The sequence below is a fragment of the uncultured Roseibium sp. genome (assembly GCF_947499295.1).
GTDB lineage: Bacteria > Pseudomonadota > Alphaproteobacteria > Rhizobiales > Stappiaceae > Roseibium.
Genome location: NZ_CANMNP010000004.1, coordinates 77,791 through 95,952, shown reverse-complemented (window position 1 = coordinate 95,952; position 18,162 = coordinate 77,791). Strand labels below are relative to the sequence as shown.

The following is an 18,162-nucleotide window of genomic DNA, read 5'->3' as shown; positions in this document are numbered from 1 at the left end:
GCAATGGCGCAGCTCCCCAATTCCCTTGAGGCTCGAGATACGGCCTTTCAGCTCCACTCTTACGCCAATGCCCGCCTTCAGGAAGAAACGGGTGCGATGGTGATCGAAAGGGGCGAGGGGATCTACGTCGAGGACATTTCCGGCAAACGATACATTGAAGGCATGGCCGGGCTTTGGAGCGTGGCGGTCGGATTCGGTGAAAAGCGTCTGGTGGATGCGGCCACGCGGCAAATGCAGAAACTGCCCTACTATCACACCTTTACATACAAGACCCACGGGCCGTCGATCGAACTTGCCGAGAAACTTGTCGAGATGGCACCGGTTCCGATGTCGAAAGTGTATTTTACCAATTCCGGATCTGAGGCGAATGATACAGCCATCAAGCTGATCTGGTACCGCTCCAATGCGCTGGGCCAGCCGGAACGCAAGAAAATCATTTCACGTGTACGCGGCTATCATGGTGTTACAATTGCATCCGCCAGCCTGACGGGGCTGCCAAACAATCACAAATCCTTCGATCTTCCGCTGACGCAGGTCCTGCACACCACGTGCCCGCACTATCGGACCATGAAAAAGGATGGCGAAAGCGAGGCTGACTTCGCCAGGCGCTGTGCCGCGGATCTCGAAGATCTGATCCAGGCCGAAGGGCCGGATACCATTGCCGCTTTCTTCGCAGAACCTGTCATGGGGGCTGGCGGCGTCATTGTGCCACCCGACGGCTACTGGCAAGCCATACAACCGGTCTTGAAAAAACACGGTATCCTCTTTGTTGCCGACGAGGTCATTTGCGGTTTTGGCCGCACGGGCAACATGTTCGGCACGCAGACCTACGGTCTGGAACCTGACATGATGACCCTCTCAAAAGCCCTGTCGTCCTCCTATCAACCGATATCCGCGCTTTTGATCAACGATGATGTCTACCAGACGATCGCAGACGAAAGCGACAGGATCGGCGTGCTTGGTCATGGTTATACCGGCAGCGGGCACCCGGTGGCGGCGGCTGTCGCATTGGAGAATCTTAAGATCATCGAGGAGCGTAACCTTGTTGCTCATGTGAGAGACGTTGCACCGGTCTTTCAAAAACGTCTGGCCGGTCTGGGAGAAAACCCGCTCGTGATCGAGACCCGGGGGGTCGGATTGATTGGCGCAGCTGAGCTTTCCCATGAAGCCCTGGCACATACGCCGGGAGCGCTCGGGGCAAAAGCCAATGCCGCGTTTCAGGACAAGGGACTGATCTCCCGTGCCATGCTTGACGCAATGGCTTTTTGCCCGCCGTTGATCATCACTGAAAACCAGATCAACGAGCTCTTCGATATAGCCGAGGCAGGTCTCGAGACAGTATCGGACAGTCTGAGATGAGCTGGTCGGTCGTCGGGACGATCAGCGGTACGTCCGCCGATGGTATCGATCTGGCTTCCATTGAGACCGACGGCCGCCGCGTGACGGAGTTCGGCCCGGCCAGAACCACTTCTTATAGACCCGAAACTCGTCGCAGTGTTTTGGATGCTGCAGCGAAAAAAGGGGCAGACCGAGCGCGGTGGCCAGAGATTGCAAAGGCCGTCACCGATGACCATGCCACGGCGATCCAACGTTTCTTGAACGACAACGATCTGTCTCCGGACGCTGTTGTATTTCACGGTCAGACCGTGTGGCACGATCCTAAGGCTGAAGAAACGGTGCAACTGGGCGACCCGCAATCTTTGGCGGATGCGCTGGACCTGCCGGTAATCGGCGACGTGCGTCTGGCTGATATGGCCGCTGGAGGAGAAGGAGCGCCACTGGTGCCTGTCTATCATCAGGCACTGGCCAAGACGCTTTTGGGTGAGCACCGGGAACCGCTTTGTTTTATCAATATCGGCGGTGTTTCCAATCTCACCTACATTGACGGTGAAAACCTGCTGGCCTTTGATATTGGGCCTGGCAACGCATTGCTCGATGACTGGATAAACCGCCATGGTGCTGGAGAATATGATGCTGGCGGTGAGATTTCCAAAAATGGAACCGTCGACAGGGAACGGCTGGCGCGCGCTCTCAATCATCCGTTTCTTTCAGAACCGGGACCAAAATCCCTCGATCGCTACAGCTTTTCCGGAGCATTTGTCGACGGACTGAACCTGGAAGATGGTGCGGCAACCCTGCTTGCTTTCACAGCTGAAGCAATAGCCAGGGCCGAGGCCTTGTTGCCACGGCCTGCAAGGCTCTGGCTGGTCTGCGGTGGTGGGCGTCACAATCCCGTGCTGATGACGGCCTTGTCGGATCTGCTTTCGGGAGAGATTGTCTCCTCCGACGATCACCACATAGATGGAGATGCGCTTGAAGCACAGGCGATGGCGTTTCTGGGGGGGCGTCTGAAAGCAGAATTGCCGACAACGTTTCCGGGCACCACAGGTGTAAGCCGGCCCACCATTGGCGGGAAGTTCTTTCATCCAGCCACATAACCAGACAGACGACGAGTGACTTGGGAGGCAGCGTGAAGAGGATCACCGAACCGGCGCGAGAAATTGACGTTATTCACGAAACCGACGTTCTGGTGGTGGGTTCAGGTCCCGGCGGTCTTGCCGCAGCGCTTGGGGCTGCCCGCACCGGTGTGGATGTTGCATTGGTCGAGCGCTTCGGTTGCTTTGGTGGAAATATCACCGCAGTCGGTGTTGAGGGGTTTGCCTGGTACAGGCATGAGCAAACCATCGACACGGAGGGGGTTGGCAGAGAATTTGAAGATCGGGCTCGCGCGGCCGGAGCAGCAACGCCGGAACCGCAATCAGACAGCCACGCAATTGATGCGGAAGGCTTCAAACTGGTCGCAGACAACCTGGTGGAAGAGGCCGGCATACACCCGATGCTGCACAGGTCTTTCGCTGCGCCGATCATGAATGGAGATGAGATTTGTGGCATCATCACCGAAAGCAAGGCGGGCCGGGAGGCGATCCTGGCGAAACGGGTAATCGATGCCACCGGCGATGCCGATGTAGCCTTTCGAGCAGGCGCCGTAACGAAGAAGACCCCGGTCGAGGAAATGCAGGCGGCCTCGGTGATGTTTTCCATGACCGGTGTCGACAAGAAGAAATTTATGGACGCCGTTAAGGCCGACCCGCAAACCTACAAGGACTGGGAAAGCGGGGAATGGTCAGTGGAGACGACTGGCAAGGAAGACCAGATGTTTTCGCCATTTCTGCGCAAGCCGTTTGAAAGAGCCATGGAGGCAGGGCTTATTCCGGCATCCCTATCAACCATCTCCGGGACATGGGGCGCTGTTTATGACAGTGGCGACTTGACCTACTTGAATCTCGTTCATCTTCCTGAGTGCGATGGCACAGACCCCGCATCGATGACACGAAATGAAATTGAGGGACGGCGGCAGGCTATGCTTGCCGTGGAGGCCCTGAAACGCTTTCAGCCAGGCTGCAGCGGCGCAAAGCTCAGAAATTTCGGCATGACTGTCGGGATCCGCGACACCCGGAAAATCCTGGCTGCCTATGACATGACCGAAGCTGATGTGCGCGGGCAAGGCCGCTTCGAGGACAGCGTTGGTATCTTTCCGGAATTCATCGACGGTTATGGCATCTTGATCCTGCCGACAACGGGCCGCTATTTTCAGTTGCCTTTTAGAACGTTGCTTCCAAAGGAAGTCAAAAATCTGCTGGTAGCTGGCCGGGCCACCGGAGGGGATAAGGTCAGTCACGCGGCTACGCGCAACATGATGTGCTGCACCGTGACAGGACAAGGTGCTGGCGTCGCTGCTGCGCTCTCCGTCAAGCACGGCATGGATCTGACCTCAATGGACATTGCCCTTCTGCAGGCGGAGCTAAAGCGTCAGGGAGTGCGGTTGCACTAGGTGAGGCCGAGAGTGCAAGGCGAAGCCGTCAGGTGCGGTGCGACTCTTGCGCAATGTCCGGCGAGCGGCTAACCAGATTGCATGAATGGATCTGAAATCTATCAGCGGCTTATTGGCCTCATTGAAGAGCGGGTGCTGAAACCCGGCGATCGCCTTCGAGAGGCCGATCTTGCCGAAGAATTCGGCGTTTCCAGAACGCCAATCCGAGAAGGATTGAAACGTCTGGAAGCCCAGGGCCTTGCCGTTCATGAGCCAAACAGGGGCATGGTTGTGCCGACCCTTGATCATGGGCAGATCAATGAGGTCTATTTCATGCGCGAGGTTCTGGAAGGAACAGCCGCGGGACTGGCAGCCAAACATGCCTCACGTCCCGAAATAGAAATTCTTCAGGACCTCGTCGAAGCAGACCGAAAGCGCATTGCGGACAAAGAGGGCCTTGTGCGGTCGAACCGGGAATTTCATCGCCGCCTGTGTCTGGCTTCACACAATCGGTATCTGGTCGATCAGATCGAGCATCTGCGCCTTTCGCTGATCCTGATGGCTGGCACAACGCTTGATACGCCTGAACGCCGTGAAACTGCGGTTGAAGAACATGCAGCAATCGTGGAGGCGATTGCCGATGGCGATTGCGCAGCTGCCGAGACTGCTGCGCGCCGTCATATCTCCCACGCGCACAAGACCCGCCTGCAACAGAATTAATGTGTTTTTGCGCAACGCTTCAATGAGGTCGCGAAGAGATCAGCTGTTCGCTTGAATTTCGTTCATTCAGGACAGCTCGAAGAATAAAATACAGGCTGCTGTAGTCCTCGCGTATGACAGGCTGTCGGCGTCGCGCCTTCTATCCTTGTGTTCAGTTGAATTGGAACAGGAGGTTGGAAATGGACCTGCAAACGCTCACCGCTGCCGCGCTCCATCAGCACAAGATGAACGGCTTCGATCCCGCCAGAGAAGACGAGTATTATGCGCAATCGAGCAAAATGATTTGGCTTGTAGACAGTACTGTTGAGGCCGTGACCAGCTTGAAACGGTTCGCCCGGTTCTTGCGAGCATCAGATGCTACAAGGTTTCGAAGACCGGAAAAACAAAGGGCAGCAATTTGACATTGGACCCGGCGGATGATCGCTCTGCCATCATGCAAGTTATCGAGGCTGAAACGGAGGCCTATCTGCAGCGCAACTATGACGCCTGGCAAAGCTATTGGCTCGATTCTCCTGAAATCCGGCGTGTACAAACGCATGTGCGAACCGGTGTCACCGTTACGGCCGGTGCTGAAATTAGGGCTCAGATGAAGCGCATAACTTCCGGCCCGTTCGAGTGGCGGCCACCCTGGAGGTTCCAGCGTAAGAACTTCAATGTTGTGTTGAGCCCTGAAATGGCATGGGTCAGCTACGATCAAATCGGCGATATGTCTGAGATCCCCAAGGCATGCCCCGGACAGTATTACGAGGTAAAGATCTTGCAGAAGGTAGGTGGCGCCTGGAAGATCTCATGTGTCGTCAGCACCCAGATACACGGCAACCATGTCAACGCCCCTTTGGTGGAGGTTGACGAAACAGGGATGTTGATTTGGCAAAATGAAGCGGCCAAGGAACGGCTTCCTCATCATCCGAGGCTTTGTGCACGGGCCGGCAAGCTCTGGGCAAAAAATCCGGAAGCCTTGAGCGAATTGCAAGACGCGGTAACCTGGATTGCCCAAATGAGGGCTCACCACACTCCACGAGTTGGTGAAGAGGCGGTCACCCGCGTCGTGGCGCTGGGACAGGATGACGAAGGCTTTGCGCATGTTTGCTGGGCAATGCTGAGAGACGGGAAGCTTCTCATAACATTTGACGATTCCGAACGCCTCAGCTTGCAGATAACAACCGCCTCCGAGGTTTATCGCCTCTCAGGGACCCAAGAGAAGCTGGCACGTCATCTTGTCGACGGTCAGGACCTGACCACAGCTGCCTTGGCGCTTGATATGAGCCCGAATACAGCGAAGACACATTTGCAAAGGATCTATGACAAGACCGGCGTCAGGTCGCAGCCGGCTCTCGTGCGCTTGCTGCTTAGTGCCGACAGACATGATGTGTGATCAATCTTGCTGCCGGAAAAAAATTGCTGCTTATGTCTTTGTTGTCCAGAGACGAAGTGGTTCCTGTTTTCCTTGAGCTGCATAGTCTGGCAGTCGGCGAAGGCTCGTTCGGGCCGGTTCAGGTAATTGACTGACGAGCGTATCCGATAGGACTGTGTCACTGCCAAGACTTTTCGCAGCGCGTTCAATTCTGGCCGTGGTGTTCATCGTGTCGCCGAGCAGGGCAATCTCTTTCTTCCAGTCTCCAATTTCACCGGCGGCCACCTGGCCACAATGCAGGGCGACACGCAGGCTGGGTTCAGCGCCGAACCGTTTGCGATAGCGGTCGGCATGTGTGGCCAGTGACCTATGCATTTCCAGAGCACAAGTCAGGCAGTCGGCCTGTTTCACTCCGGTCTCCAGCGGCCAGGTCACAATAACCGCGTCGCCGACATATCGGTGGACAGCGCCATACGTGTCCTCGATGGGGCCGGCAAGGTCAAGGGCGACATCTTGCAGAAAGACATGGAACTCAAGTTCGCCGATCTTCTCGGCCAGGGCGGTTGAACCGACAAGATCTGCAAAGAGGACGACACGGGGTTCAAGTCTGGGCGTATTATAGCGCCCCGACACCAGCGAAACGGTTGCTTCCCAACCCAGCAGCCGGGTGACTTCCACAGCACCTGACATGAAGAATGCGACAGTCGCAGATATTAGGAAGACTTCTGAAAACCCGGGCTCCTGCCAGGGCAGGACGTCCCCTACCAAGACACTCGAGATGCCCAGACCAAAAAGGATAACCAGACCGTAGACAAAGGTTCTTCCAACAAGAAGCGCGACAGGCGGCAGGCGCCGTGCGGCGCGCAGCCTGGAATTCGAGAAACCGATAAATTCAAAGCATGTACAACCAAAGCCGATCATCGTGCCTGTAAGCGCACCATATGCACCTTCGACTATTAGGCTGTTTTCGCCGGTGCGAAGCACACCAATGATGAGACCTGCCATTCCCGACAAGGCGGTGATCAGAAGGACTTTTTCCAAATTCCGGCGAAGTCTGTTGGTTGCGGACATCCCGGGAGCTAACTCAGCATTCAACGATATTGACTGCCAGTCCGCCCTTCGACGTTTCCTTGTATTGTTCCATCATGTCCATGCCGGTCTGCCGCATCGTTTCTATGCAGCCATCAAGAGGAACAAAGTGCGAGCCGTCGCCGCGCAAGGCCAGCGAGGCTGCCGTCACAGCCTTCACCGCGCCAAGTGCGTTTCGCTCGATACATGGGACTTGAACAAGACCACCAATGGGATCGCACGTCATGCCGAGGTGATGTTCCAGGGCAATTTCAGCAGCATTTTCAATCTGCTCGTTGGTGCCGCCGAGTGCGGCACATAAACCTGCAGCAGCCATTGCGGAGGCAGAGCCCACTTCTCCCTGGCATCCGACTTCCGCGCCGGAAATAGAAGCATTCGCCTTGATGATACCGCCGACAGCCGCGGCGGTGAGGAGAAATGTACGAATGCCCGCCTGGTCGGCGTCGGCACAATGATCAAGGTAGTATCGTGTCACGGCCGGGATGACGCCTGCAGCACCATTTGTCGGCGCTGTAACAACACGTCCTCCGGCGGCATTTTCCTCGTTGACAGCCATGGCATAGACCCCGAGCCAGTCGACGACATTGTGCTCGAAAGGCGGATTCGTGCGGCCTTCGCGGATGAGTTTTTGATAAATGTCCGCTGCACGGCGTTTGACCTTCAGGCCACCCGGCAGGATGCCCGTCTGCGTGATGCCGCGGTTGATACAGGCGTCCATCGCCGACCAGAGCCTGTCGATACCCTCTTCGACCTCATGCCGAGGCAAGTCGCTGCACTCGTTCTGCAGTTTCATTTCCGCGATCGACAGTTCTGCCTCTTTTCCCATTTCCAGCATCTCTTTGGCGCTGGTGAAGGGATGAGGCACATCCTGGGTGGCAAGCTCATTCACCGGTTCGTTCGTGGTTTTGCGCAGTTCAGCTTCGCTGACGACGAAACCGCCACCGATCGAATAGTAGACAAATGTATCGATGAGAACACCGGCCGCATCCAGGAGATGGAAGGTCATTCCGTTGGCATGGAGAGGCAGCGACGGGCCATAGTCGAAGATCACGTCCCGATCCGGATCGAACTGCAATTCGGGAAGTCCCGGTATGCGCAGCGTCCTCTGTTGTGCCAGCACATCAAGCTGAGGCTCGACATCATCGGGATCAAGCGTGTCCGGTTTGGCTCCAAGCAATCCAAGGCAGACTGCCTTGTCCGTGGCATGGCCTTTGCCGGTGAATGCGAGCGATCCGTGAAGCGTCACTGCAATACGCGAGGCCTTGGCCTCAGCACCGGCAAGACCCCGGACACGGTCAAGGTAACGAGCTACAGCCACCATCGGACCAACAGTGTGTGAGCTGGACGGCCCAATGCCGATCTTGAAAATATCGAAGACGCTTATGAACATGTCACCAGAGCCATCAAGGAGGAAGGAGTACAGGGTTTTGAGCTACGTATTGACACTACCAGATAGAGTATGAGGCTGGAGCGTTCAAACGCGAAAATTTGTGCCATTTGCGACATCGGCCGAAAAGGTCGCGCGCTTGTGTAGGGCTTTTCGGGAAATTTCTTCAAATGCTCGAACGAACCGGGAAAGCTGCCGACTTTGCCTCATGAAGGCAATGATCAGCGCACTTTTCCGGCAAACCTACATCGTTGCGATACGCGATTGCGTTTGGAGCATGGAAAGAAATCGGTCTTCCGGAACGGGTTTTGAATAAAGGTAACCCTGAAACTGGTGGCAACCGTTTTCAGATAGCCAACGGCGCTGCTCGATGGTTTCGACGCCTTCAGCAACAACATCTGCACCGAGCGCTGATGCCAAGGACAGAACCAGCTTTACGATCGCACCTCCGGCTTCAACATCTTCCATGAAAACCCGGTCGATCTTGATACCGTCAATCGGGTAGTTGTGCAGATAGGCAAGGTTCGAGTAGCCGGTTCCGAAGTCATCGATGACAATCCGGTAGCCAGCTTCTTTCAGACTGGAAAGGGTTTCCAGCGCATTTGGTATGTCCCCCAGCAGCACACCCTCGGTGATTTCAATGGAAAGCATCGAGGGATCGCACCCTGTTTCCATTGGCAGAGCCAGCATCTTGCTGACAAAATCAGGATCTGAAAGCTGACGCGGTGAAACATTGAGCGCCAGTGGGAGCGGCAGCGACATCTCCGCCAGACGTGCCTGCATGGAACATACCTGGTGGTTGACCCATTCACCGATCTCCCTGATCAGCCCGGTTTCCTCTGCGACGGGAATGAAGTCATCGGGCGCCACGAGGCCTCTTTCCGGATGTTGCCAGCGGATCAGGGCTTCGGCACTGACCACCCGGTCTGTTTGCGTGCAAGCTATGGGCTGGAAATGAAGCGTGAACTCGTGCTCGCGGATTGCTCGTTCAAGATCCTTTTTGATAGCCAGATGCTGGTCTCTCAGCAGACGCATGTGCTGCTGAAACTGGACGCATTTCTCTTTCGGGTCCGTTTTCGCCTGATAGAGGGCCAGGTCGGCGTGCCGCATCAATTCATCAATGGTCTGGCCGTCGCCGGGAAAGTGTGCGTAACCGATGCTCAGGCCGACATGCCGGGGCTTGCCGTCGATCATCTGCGGTGCCGCAAAGGCCTGCAGAAGGTCCTGGCCGAACCAGTCCGCACTGCGGCCGCCGGGCTTTTCGATGTGGCAGATCAGAAACTCGTCGCCGCCAAGACGCGCTGCGATATCATCCGGACCGGCGAGTTCCGTCAATTTGTTGGCGATCAGCTGCAGCAACGCGTCCCCGGCAGCGTGGCCGAGAGAATCGTTGACCATCTTGAAGTCGTCGAGATCGACCAGATAGAGCGTCGCGCTCTGTCCCCAGTGAGCAGCCGTCTTGAGCACCTGAGCAAGACGCTCTTTCAGGTATGTTCTGTTTGAAAGACCTGTCAGCGTATCATGGCTTGCAAGATACTGAGCTCTTTCCTTGGTTTCATGCAGTTCGGTAACGTCAATTTCGCTGACAAGATAGGCCTGCTGTCCGGAAACGGCATCGTGGCAGGTACGCACTGTCAATTCATGCCAGCGATTGCCGCCACGGGTTTTCACGCGCGAGACCCGTCTGGACGACCGTTCTTCCTCGAGCAGTTGAATGAGGTGAGCTTCTTCATCCGGATCGGCAAATTGGTCCGCGAAAGTGGTCTCAAACGTGCAGCAAACTGCCCGTGAAGCTGTATTGCGGTAGATCGGATGGCCGTCCATCGAAAACAGCGAAATCATGACGGGCGTATGCAGGAGCGCTTCTGCACTGCGCAGCGTTTCGGGCTGTTGCTCGTGATGGGGACGGCCTTCGCATAGCATAGCCACGCGCCCATCAAGAAGGTGAATGCCGCTGAAAACGACCTGGAGAACTTGAGCCTTCCCGCGGGGATAGAGCGTCCAGATTTCTGAAAAGTTGACGTCTCGGCTTGTGAAATCCTGCTGGTACTGCCTGAGCCTCTGGTCCACTGAATGAGACATGTCGGCTCCCAGGTCGCGGGCCTTGAGTTCTTCCAGTGTCGACGCGTCATAGACTTCAAGCGCTTTGCGATTGGCCCACAAGACCCGTTTCAGGTCGAAATCAAAGATCCAGACGGCGGTGTCCAGCCTGTCGTAGATTGACCCAATCAAATCAGTATCGATCAAATGACCGGTGGAGCTGTCTGTCGGCAGTTGCCCGGCTCTAGTGTCGAGGTAACGCAGGTTTACTGTATCGGCCAGTTTGGTGCCTCGCGATTGGGTGCCAAATGCTAAATGGACTGGGCCCACAAGTCCGAGTGAATCACCAATTCAGTTTAGCTGGCGTAAACAGCCACGCAATTCCAAATAAGAATAACTGCAGAGAAACCGGACCTTATCTGTATACAAGAGCTGGTTTTGTAAGCAGAGAAGCTCGGTATTGTTATTTTTAACAGTATAAAAACGACAGAAGTCTCTGATGCTCCAAGGAGAGTTTCTTTGAAAACTGCCATCTCACGTTCGCATGCATATAGCCAAGGTGATCGGAACCGTCGACCACTCGAGCGGCATGTCCTGGGGCTCTGATAAAAGTTCATATCCGAGCATCTTCCTGAAACAACGGCGCGCGAAGTGGTTGCAGGAGAGTTACCGGCGGGCAAAGTTGTCGCTTCCTTGGATCAGGAAGCTTTCAATGACTTGTGCAGCGACTGGATTGCACGTTCCAGAGATCGTTGAAATCTGAAAAATCTTGCCCTTTCTGTAGTGGAACCTGGAGATTTTGAGTTGATTGCTCTGACAATGAAGTTAGAAGGGCTGAATGCCGCGCAGGTGCAAGCCGTTTTGCGCCCTCTTTGAAGAACTGTTCGCCAATACGCTGCGGCCAATGAAAGAAAAAACAGGCCGTGGGATCGGCGGGGAGCATGAATGCTTGAGCTTGATGAGCTCGTTATGGACTTCAGCGGATTTAAGGCGGTCAATGGCTGCTCGTTCCGTGTCGAGAAAGGCAGTATTACTGGGCTGATCGGTCCGAACGGGGCGGGGAAGACCACTTTGTTCAACTTGATCGCCGGCGCTCTGCAGCCGACGAGCGGTCGGATCCGGTTCCTCGGCGAAGACGTTACCCCGCTGGCAAGCCACCAACTGTTTCACAAAGGCCTGGTGCGCACTTTTCAGATACCCCACGAATTCCACAAACTTACCGCACTTGAAAATCTGATGGTGGTTCCGCCGGCGCAGCCGGGGGAGCGTCTCTTTTCCAATTGGTTCGCCTGGGCGCAGGTCAAAACATCAGAAGCGGATATCGAGAAAAGAGCGTACGAAACACTTGAGTTTCTGGAGCTGAGCCATGTCGCTCACGAGCCTGCCGGCAACCTGTCCGGTGGACAGAAGAAGCTGTTGGAACTGGGCCGGACCATGATGACCGACGCCAAACTGGTTCTGCTTGATGAGCCTGCTGCCGGGGTCAACAGAACCTTGTTGCGCAAACTGGAAGCAAAGATAGAAATTCTGAATAAGGAACGCGGCTACACATTCATCCTGATCGAGCACGACATGGAAATGATTGAAAAACTCTGCGCACCGGTTGTGTGCATGGCGGAAGGTCAGGTCCTGATCGAGGGGGATTTTCAAACTGTTCGCTCGAACCCGCAGGTGCTGGAAGCCTATCTTGGTGAAACCACGGGAGATGCTGCATGAATGCGCTTCTTTCGATGGACAAGATCACGGGTGGCTACGGCGAAGCCGACATCCTGCAGGATGTAACTATCCACGTTGACCAGGACGAGATCGTTGTCATCGTAGGTCCAAACGGTGCCGGAAAATCCACTGCGATGAAATCCGTCTTCGGCCTTTTGAACATTCGTGGCGGCACAATGGTTTTTGACGGTGATGACATTACCGGATGGGCACCCAACAAAATTGTTCAGCGCGGGATCTGCTATGTGCCCCAGGTCGACAATATCTTTCGCGAAATGACGATCCACGAAAACCTCGAAATGGGGGGATTCCTGAAACAGGGGGATCTTTCGGCGGCTTATGACCGGGTCTATGCGTTGTTTCCGGACCTGAAAGAACGACGCAAGACACTGGCTGGAAGTTTATCGGGTGGCCAGCGCCAGATGGTGGCCATGGGCCGCTCCCTGATGCTGGATCCGAAACTTCTGCTGCTAGACGAACCGACCGCAGGGCTGTCGCCGAAATATATGGAGCAGATCTTCCAGATCTGCCGGGACGTGCGCGACACCGGCGTTGCCATATTGCTGGTGGAACAGCATGCCAAGCAGGCACTCGCGTTTGCTGATCGTGGTTATGTCCTTGCGGCAGGCAAAAACCGACACGAAGGTTCCGGGGGTGAACTCCTGGCCGACCGTGAAGTCGCCGAAATGTTTTTGGGGGGCTGACCGGAATGGATCTCTTGGAGCTGATAAATTTCTATCTCATTCCGGGCATCGTGCTGGGTTCCATTTATGCGCTCGGTGCTGTCGGAATTACTCTGATTTTCGCCATTCTGCGCTACGCCCACCTTGCACACGGAGATCTGGCGACGCTCGGTGCGTTCATTGCTCTGGCCGTTGTGACAAGTTTGGGTATCTCGCCGCTTGTGGCGCTGCCCTTCGCCATCATTGCAACGGGAGCCGTTGCGATTGGCATCGACAAGGTCTTTTACGAACACCTGCGCGAACGTCCTAAAATCGTCACGGTGATGGCCTCGCTCGGCATCGCGCTTATGGTCAGGTCGGTTGTTCAGGTGGTCTGGGGTGTCGACACCCAAACCTATTCGCGCGGAATCGTGCGGCCGGAAGACTATTTTGGCCTGCGCATTCGCGACCGTGAAATCTATACGGTCCTGGCCATGGTTGCCCTTGTGGGTGTGCTGCAATTGTTCCTGACCCGGTCGAAATGGGGCAAGGCGATGCGCGCCATGTCGGACAATCCGAACCTTGCGCTTCTGTCCGGCATAGACAACAAAAAGGTTGTCATGCTGACCTGGGGGATCGCCGGTGGGCTGTGCGCGGCCTCCGGGTTTTTCCTCGGCCTGAACACAGAACTGAAATCCATGATGGGCTGGCACATGCTGCTGCCGATGTTTGCAGCTGCCATCCTTGGCGGTGTTGGGCGGGTTGAAGGTGCCGTGCTTGGCGGACTGATCGTCGGCATTGCGGAAGAAATGTCGGTTCTCTTCATTCCAAGCGAATACAAAGCCGCCATGGCCTTTGCCATCTTGTTGTTCATGCTGCTTGTGCGCCCCACGGGGTTGCTCAAGGGCAAGGTCTTGTAAGCGGAGGGACGGACATGGAAATTTTGGGTCTTGTCAACTATGCCCTCTTTATGGCGATCTTTATCGCAATCTACGCGCTCCTTGCGCTCGGTCTCAATATCCAATGGGGGTTCGCGGGCCTCTTCAACGCAGGCATAGCCGGCTTTTTTGCCGTTGGTGCCTATACCTCCGCAATCCTGTCGACAGCTGCCGATGATGGGCGCATTGGCGGTTTCGATCTGCATTTCCTTCTCGGCTGGTTCGGCGCGATGCTTGCTGCTGGGCTTATTGCGTGGCCAATCGGGAAAATCTGTCTTCGTTTTCGCTCGGACTATCTGGCGATCGCCACCATTGGCGTTGCCGAAATCATTCGCCTGGTGATCAAGTCCGAACCGGTGCTTACCAACGGCGCACGCGGTATATCCGGTATCCCGCGCCCGGCTGGCGACATTGGCTATATGGAATCCCAGATTGCCTATCTCGCCATCGTGCTTGCCGTTCTGGCTGCAGCGTATTTTCTGGTTGAGCGTCAGTTCAACGCGCCTTGGGGCCGCATGATGCGGGCTATCCGAGACAACGAGAGTGCGGCCAAGGCAATGGGCAAGGACGTTGAATTCCGCCGTCTCGAAGCTTTCATTTTCGGTGCAGCCCTGATGGGCCTCGCCGGGGCGATGTTCGCCCATTTCAACCGCTCGATCACGCCTGAAGCGATCGATCCCATGGTTGCCACATTCCTGGTTTGGATCATGTTGATCCTCGGTGGATCCGGCAACAACCGGGGCGCGATTGTGGGCGCGGCGGTTGTGTGGATCATTTGGTCCGTTTCAGAGATTGCAACGGACCGTCTTCCGCATGAATATGCAGTCCAGGCGAAATACATCCGCCTGTTCCTGATCGGACTGATGCTGCAGCTGGTGCTGCGGTTTCGGCCCGAGGGCCTGTTACCAGAGCCCTTGCGAGGTGACAGGCGGACATCGCAATCGGGTACGGAGCCACACTAGTCCGTTCCCAGGTCCCGTGCCAGCAACACTGAGGCGCGGGAGCAAAAGAACCCAAAGACCCGGCAAAGACCGGATTTATGAGGAGGTACTCACTATGAAAACCAAGCTTATTGCGCTTGCTGCGGGCCTGATGACCGCGACTGCGCTTGCGTCTGTTCCTGCAAAGGCCGACGTCAAGATTGGACTGATCGGCGGTATTTCCGGCCCGATCGCCGCGATGGCTCCAGCAATGGTCGACGCAGCGCAGCTCGCGATCCAGCAGGTGAACGAACAAGGTGGCATCGGCGACGGTGAAAAGCTGGTCGGTGTTGTCGGCGACAGTGCCTGCAATCCACAAAACGGCACGGACGCGGCCACCAAGGCCGTCAACATTGAAGGCGTTGCCGGCATTGTCGGCCCGCATTGCTCCGGGGCTGTCCTGGCTGCTGCCGGGTCCGTGACCATTCCCGCCAGCATCACTCTGATCACACCCTCTGGCACATCTCCGGAAATCACCAGCCTTGAGGACAAAGGCACTGTGTTCCGCACCGTGCCGTCTGATGACTATCAGGGCCGTGCCTTGGCCCGCACCATGAAAGAGCAGGGCTACGGCAAGGTCGCTGTCGCTTACCTCAACAATGACTACGGCACCGGTCTCGCCAATGCGTTCAAGGCAGAATATGTCGATGAACTCGGTGGTGAAATCACCCAGTTTGCGGCACACGAAGAGGGCAAGGCGTCTTATCGCTCCAACCTGGCTGAATTGGTCAAGGGTGGCGCCGACACACTTGTCATCTTCGATTATGGCGATGGCACCGGTCTCACGATCCTGCGTCAGGCACTGGAAAACGGCTTCTTCGACAAGTTCGTCGGCGGTGATGGCATGAAATCCGACGCCATCATCAACGAACTTGGTGCTGAGAACCTCAACGCGTTCGTGGCCTCTTCTCCGGTCGGCGAAAAGTCACAGTCTCTCGATGTCTTCAACGAAGCTTTCAAGGCCGTTGGCGGCGATCCGGATGCGATCTTTGTCAGCACGTCCTATGACGCAACTTTCCTGATGGCGCTTGCGTTGGAAAAGGCCGGTGGCGACAAGGCGGGTGCGGCTGCGGCCATGGTCGAGGTTTCCAACGGCGAAGGTGAAGCCATTCTGCCGGGCGAGTGGAAAAAGGCGAAAGAGCTGATCGCAGCTGGTACCGCTATCGACTACAAGGGCGCTGCAGGCGACCATAACTTCGACGCCAACGGCGATGTCCCGGGCACATATGCGCTCTGGGAAGTCGGCTCCAACGGTTTCGAGATGCTGACCGAAATGCAGTAAGCCCATTCACCTGAAAAGGCGAAGCAGCGAAACCGGTGGCTCGAAAGAGCCGCCGGTTTTTTACTGTCCGGAGCATTGCGAAGTGTCTTGACCTGCGTATCAGAATTTCAGATGACAGGCATGTTCCGGAGGTGCAAGTGAACCAGAAAGTTGCAGAAGTCAGACGTATCGGGAGCGATGAAGTGGAGGTGTTCAAGCGTATCCGCCTGGAGGCTCTTCAACTAGAACCGAACTCTTTCGCCAGCAGCTACGAAGACTGGATTGAACTTTCAGACGACGAATGGCGCCGCCGCATGAGAAATCCTGTTCTTGTTGCGTTCCTGGATGACCAACCTGTTGGAATCACAGGTCTGCTTCGACAAAGCGCAAGCAAGATGGCGCACCGCGCAACGATTGTGATGGTCTATGTGCGTGAAAGTCTGCGCGGCAAAGGGATTGCCAAAGACCTCCTTGAGGCTGTCGTTGGGGAGGCGCGTGTACTTGGTATTCAGCAGCTGGAACTGTCCGCCAGTGCGGAAAATCTGCCGGCTCTGCGATTTTACCGGCGTGAAGGCTTTGTTGAAGCTGGCCGGATCCCCGGCGGTTTCATTCAGGAAGGCCGCCTGGTCGATGACATCATGATGATCCGGAGACTGGAAGCGGCCGCGCCTGACCTATAACGACAATTGACGATCAATGCTTGAGCCGAAAAGAAATGAAGTAATACCAACCTCAACAAATAGGAACCCACTCTCATGTCGCGGCCTCAGGTGGTTTTTCAGGTCCACCGGACTGCGTCACGCCGCTTGACCGGCCAACCAGGCCGATCTGCGCGCTTTTCCTTGCCGGCGAACCTGAAAAACCTTCGAATAGGTTCCTATTTGGTGAGGTTGGTATAATCTCTTACCGCTGACCCTGAAAACCGCTATACACCCGCCCATGCGTGATCTGGATGTTTTGGTGCTCGGTGGCGGAGCCGCTGGTTTGATGTGCGGGATTGAGGCGGCCAAGCGCGGACGCAAGGTGATGGTGATCGACCATGCCAGACGACCCGCAGACAAGATCCGTATTTCCGGTGGCGGGCGCTGCAATTTCACAAACCTTCACTGCACGCCCGCGAATTTCCTGTCCCAGAATCCCCGCTTTTGTGTCTCTGCTCTGAAGCGCTACACACAGCATGATTTCCTGGCTCTCGTTGAAGAGCACCGCATCGCCTGGCATGAGAAAACGCTTGGTCAGCTCTTTTGCGATGAGAGCGCAAAGGACATCATCCAGATGCTGCTCACCGAACTGGAGAGCGCCGGCGGTTAGCTTCAGTTGGAAACGGATGTCAGGGCCGTCGACAAACCGGATGACCGGTTTTCAGTTTCAACTTCCAAAGGGCCACTCCGGACGAAGTCGCTGGTTGTTGCAACGGGTGGACCCTCCATCCCGAAAATGGGCGCGACCGGTTTTGGATACGAGTTGGCAACGCAATTTGGCCTGAATGTCATCCCGCCGAGGGCGGCGCTCGTACCGTTGACCTTTTCCGATGCAAACAAAGACATGTGTGGCCGGCTAGCCGGTGTCTCTCTGGACGCGAATGTGTCCTTCCAGAAAACGACCTTCCGCGAAGGGCTTCTGTTTACACACCGCGGTCTCTCAGGTCCCTCGATCCTGCAAATTTCATCCTATTGGCAGGAAGGCAAACCGATTTCTGTCAATCTTGTGCCCGGGACGGATGTGCTCGACGTCTTGAAGACCGCGCGCCAGGAGGTGCCAAGGCAGGATCTAAAGACCGTTCTTGGATCTCTGCTGCCAAACAGGCTGGCAGATGAACTCGCCGAAGTGTTCAAGCTCAAGGGACGCCTAGCGGATCAATCCGACAAGGTGCTGCGGCGCGCCGGTGAGCAACTAAACCGTTGGCAGCTGACACCGGTTGGGACAGAAGGGTATCGAACCGCGGAGGTGACGCTCGGCGGTGTCGACACGAAGGAACTGTCGTCAAAAACCATGGAAGCTGGCAAAGTTCCGGGCCTATATTTCATTGGCGAAGTGGTTGATGTCACCGGTCATCTTGGCGGTTTTAACTTCCAATGGGCCTGGTCTTCGGGCCATGCAGCCGGGCAGGTCGTCTGATCCTGAAATAGTGAATAGCTACAGCAATTTACGCAAATGTGTATTTTTTGATGACCGCACCTCATTCGCCGGTATACTTGCGCTGG

Annotated in this window: 15 protein-coding genes and 1 pseudogene; 13 read left to right on the top strand and 3 right to left on the bottom strand. The window is 55.9% G+C overall.

The features are described from left to right. Window positions 1-3 precede the first annotated feature (3 nt). From Q0835_RS08765 to Q0835_RS08740, 6 genes are all read left to right on the top strand, one after another. Window positions 4-1,359, top strand: coding sequence for an aspartate aminotransferase family protein (locus tag Q0835_RS08765; RefSeq protein ID WP_298821139.1), 1,356 nt, complete (start codon window positions 4-6; stop codon window positions 1,357-1,359). Beyond that, complete coding sequence (locus tag Q0835_RS08760) at window positions 1,356-2,438, top strand: anhydro-N-acetylmuramic acid kinase (RefSeq protein WP_298960317.1); 1,083 nt, start codon at window positions 1,356-1,358, stop codon at window positions 2,436-2,438. The genes Q0835_RS08765 and Q0835_RS08760 overlap by 4 nt, the downstream gene beginning before the upstream one ends. Before the next feature lie 32 nt (window positions 2,439-2,470). Beyond that, the gene (locus Q0835_RS08755) at window positions 2,471-3,832 is read left to right on the top strand and encodes an FAD-dependent oxidoreductase (RefSeq protein ID WP_298821135.1); all 1,362 of its coding nucleotides are present in this window, start codon (window positions 2,471-2,473) and stop codon (window positions 3,830-3,832) included. Between the two features lie 81 nt (window positions 3,833-3,913). After that, the gene (locus Q0835_RS08750) at window positions 3,914-4,531 is read left to right on the top strand and encodes a GntR family transcriptional regulator (protein ID WP_298821133.1); all 618 of its coding nucleotides are present in this window, start codon (window positions 3,914-3,916) and stop codon (window positions 4,529-4,531) included. Window positions 4,532-4,710: 179 nt separating this feature from the next. After that, window positions 4,711-4,932, top strand: coding sequence for a hypothetical protein (locus Q0835_RS08745; RefSeq protein ID WP_298821132.1), 222 nt, complete (start codon window positions 4,711-4,713; stop codon window positions 4,930-4,932). After that, a complete protein-coding gene (locus tag Q0835_RS08740) occupies window positions 4,929-5,906 on the top strand; it encodes a nuclear transport factor 2 family protein (RefSeq protein WP_298960314.1) in 978 nt (325 codons plus the stop codon). The genes Q0835_RS08745 and Q0835_RS08740 overlap by 4 nt, the downstream gene beginning before the upstream one ends. Before the next feature lie 30 nt (window positions 5,907-5,936). Here the strand turns inward: Q0835_RS08740 and Q0835_RS08735 are convergent, their stop codons facing one another. The 3 genes from Q0835_RS08735 to Q0835_RS08725 form a co-directional block, all read right to left on the bottom strand. Next, window positions 5,937-6,956: an adenylate/guanylate cyclase domain-containing protein gene (locus tag Q0835_RS08735; protein ID WP_298821127.1), complete on the bottom strand. Its 1,020-nt coding sequence runs from the start codon at window positions 6,954-6,956 to the stop codon at window positions 5,937-5,939. 13 nt (window positions 6,957-6,969) lie between these two features. Continuing rightward, window positions 6,970-8,364, bottom strand: coding sequence for an L-serine ammonia-lyase (locus tag Q0835_RS08730; RefSeq protein ID WP_298960311.1), 1,395 nt, complete (start codon window positions 8,362-8,364; stop codon window positions 6,970-6,972). Window positions 8,365-8,604: 240 nt separating this feature from the next. Next, on the bottom strand, window positions 8,605-10,731 hold the full coding sequence (locus Q0835_RS08725) for an EAL domain-containing protein (protein ID WP_298960308.1): 2,127 nt from the start codon (window positions 10,729-10,731) through the stop codon (window positions 8,605-8,607). Window positions 10,732-11,346: 615 nt separating this feature from the next. On the opposite strand from Q0835_RS08725, the gene Q0835_RS08720 reads away from it, so the two are divergent. The 7 genes and pseudogenes from Q0835_RS08720 to Q0835_RS08690 all read left to right on the top strand — a co-directional run bounded on the left by Q0835_RS08720 (window position 11,347) and on the right by Q0835_RS08690 (window position 18,076). After that, window positions 11,347-12,117, top strand: a complete 771-nt coding sequence (locus tag Q0835_RS08720) for an ABC transporter ATP-binding protein (RefSeq protein WP_298960306.1) — start codon at window positions 11,347-11,349, stop codon at window positions 12,115-12,117. Further along, on the top strand, window positions 12,114-12,821 hold the full coding sequence (locus Q0835_RS08715; RefSeq protein WP_298821118.1) for an ABC transporter ATP-binding protein: 708 nt from the start codon (window positions 12,114-12,116) through the stop codon (window positions 12,819-12,821). The genes Q0835_RS08720 and Q0835_RS08715 overlap by 4 nt, the downstream gene beginning before the upstream one ends. Before the next feature lie 5 nt (window positions 12,822-12,826). Further along, window positions 12,827-13,699 carry a branched-chain amino acid ABC transporter permease gene (locus Q0835_RS08710; RefSeq protein ID WP_298821116.1) on the top strand — a complete coding sequence of 291 codons (873 nt, stop codon included), beginning with the start codon at window positions 12,827-12,829 and terminating at the stop codon, window positions 13,697-13,699. A 14-nt stretch (window positions 13,700-13,713) separates the two neighbouring features. After that, window positions 13,714-14,679: a branched-chain amino acid ABC transporter permease gene (locus Q0835_RS08705; RefSeq protein ID WP_298821114.1), complete on the top strand. Its 966-nt coding sequence runs from the start codon at window positions 13,714-13,716 to the stop codon at window positions 14,677-14,679. A gap of 94 nt (window positions 14,680-14,773) precedes the next feature. Continuing rightward, a complete protein-coding gene (locus tag Q0835_RS08700; RefSeq protein WP_298821112.1) occupies window positions 14,774-15,979 on the top strand; it encodes an ABC transporter substrate-binding protein in 1,206 nt (401 codons plus the stop codon). 137 nt (window positions 15,980-16,116) lie between these two features. Beyond that, window positions 16,117-16,638 (top strand): GNAT family N-acetyltransferase, encoded by a 522-nt coding sequence (locus Q0835_RS08695; protein WP_298821110.1) that lies wholly within the window; start codon window positions 16,117-16,119, stop codon window positions 16,636-16,638. Between the two features lie 259 nt (window positions 16,639-16,897). Then, window positions 16,898-18,076: pseudogene (locus tag Q0835_RS08690) on the top strand (NAD(P)/FAD-dependent oxidoreductase). Window positions 18,077-18,162 lie beyond the last annotated feature (86 nt).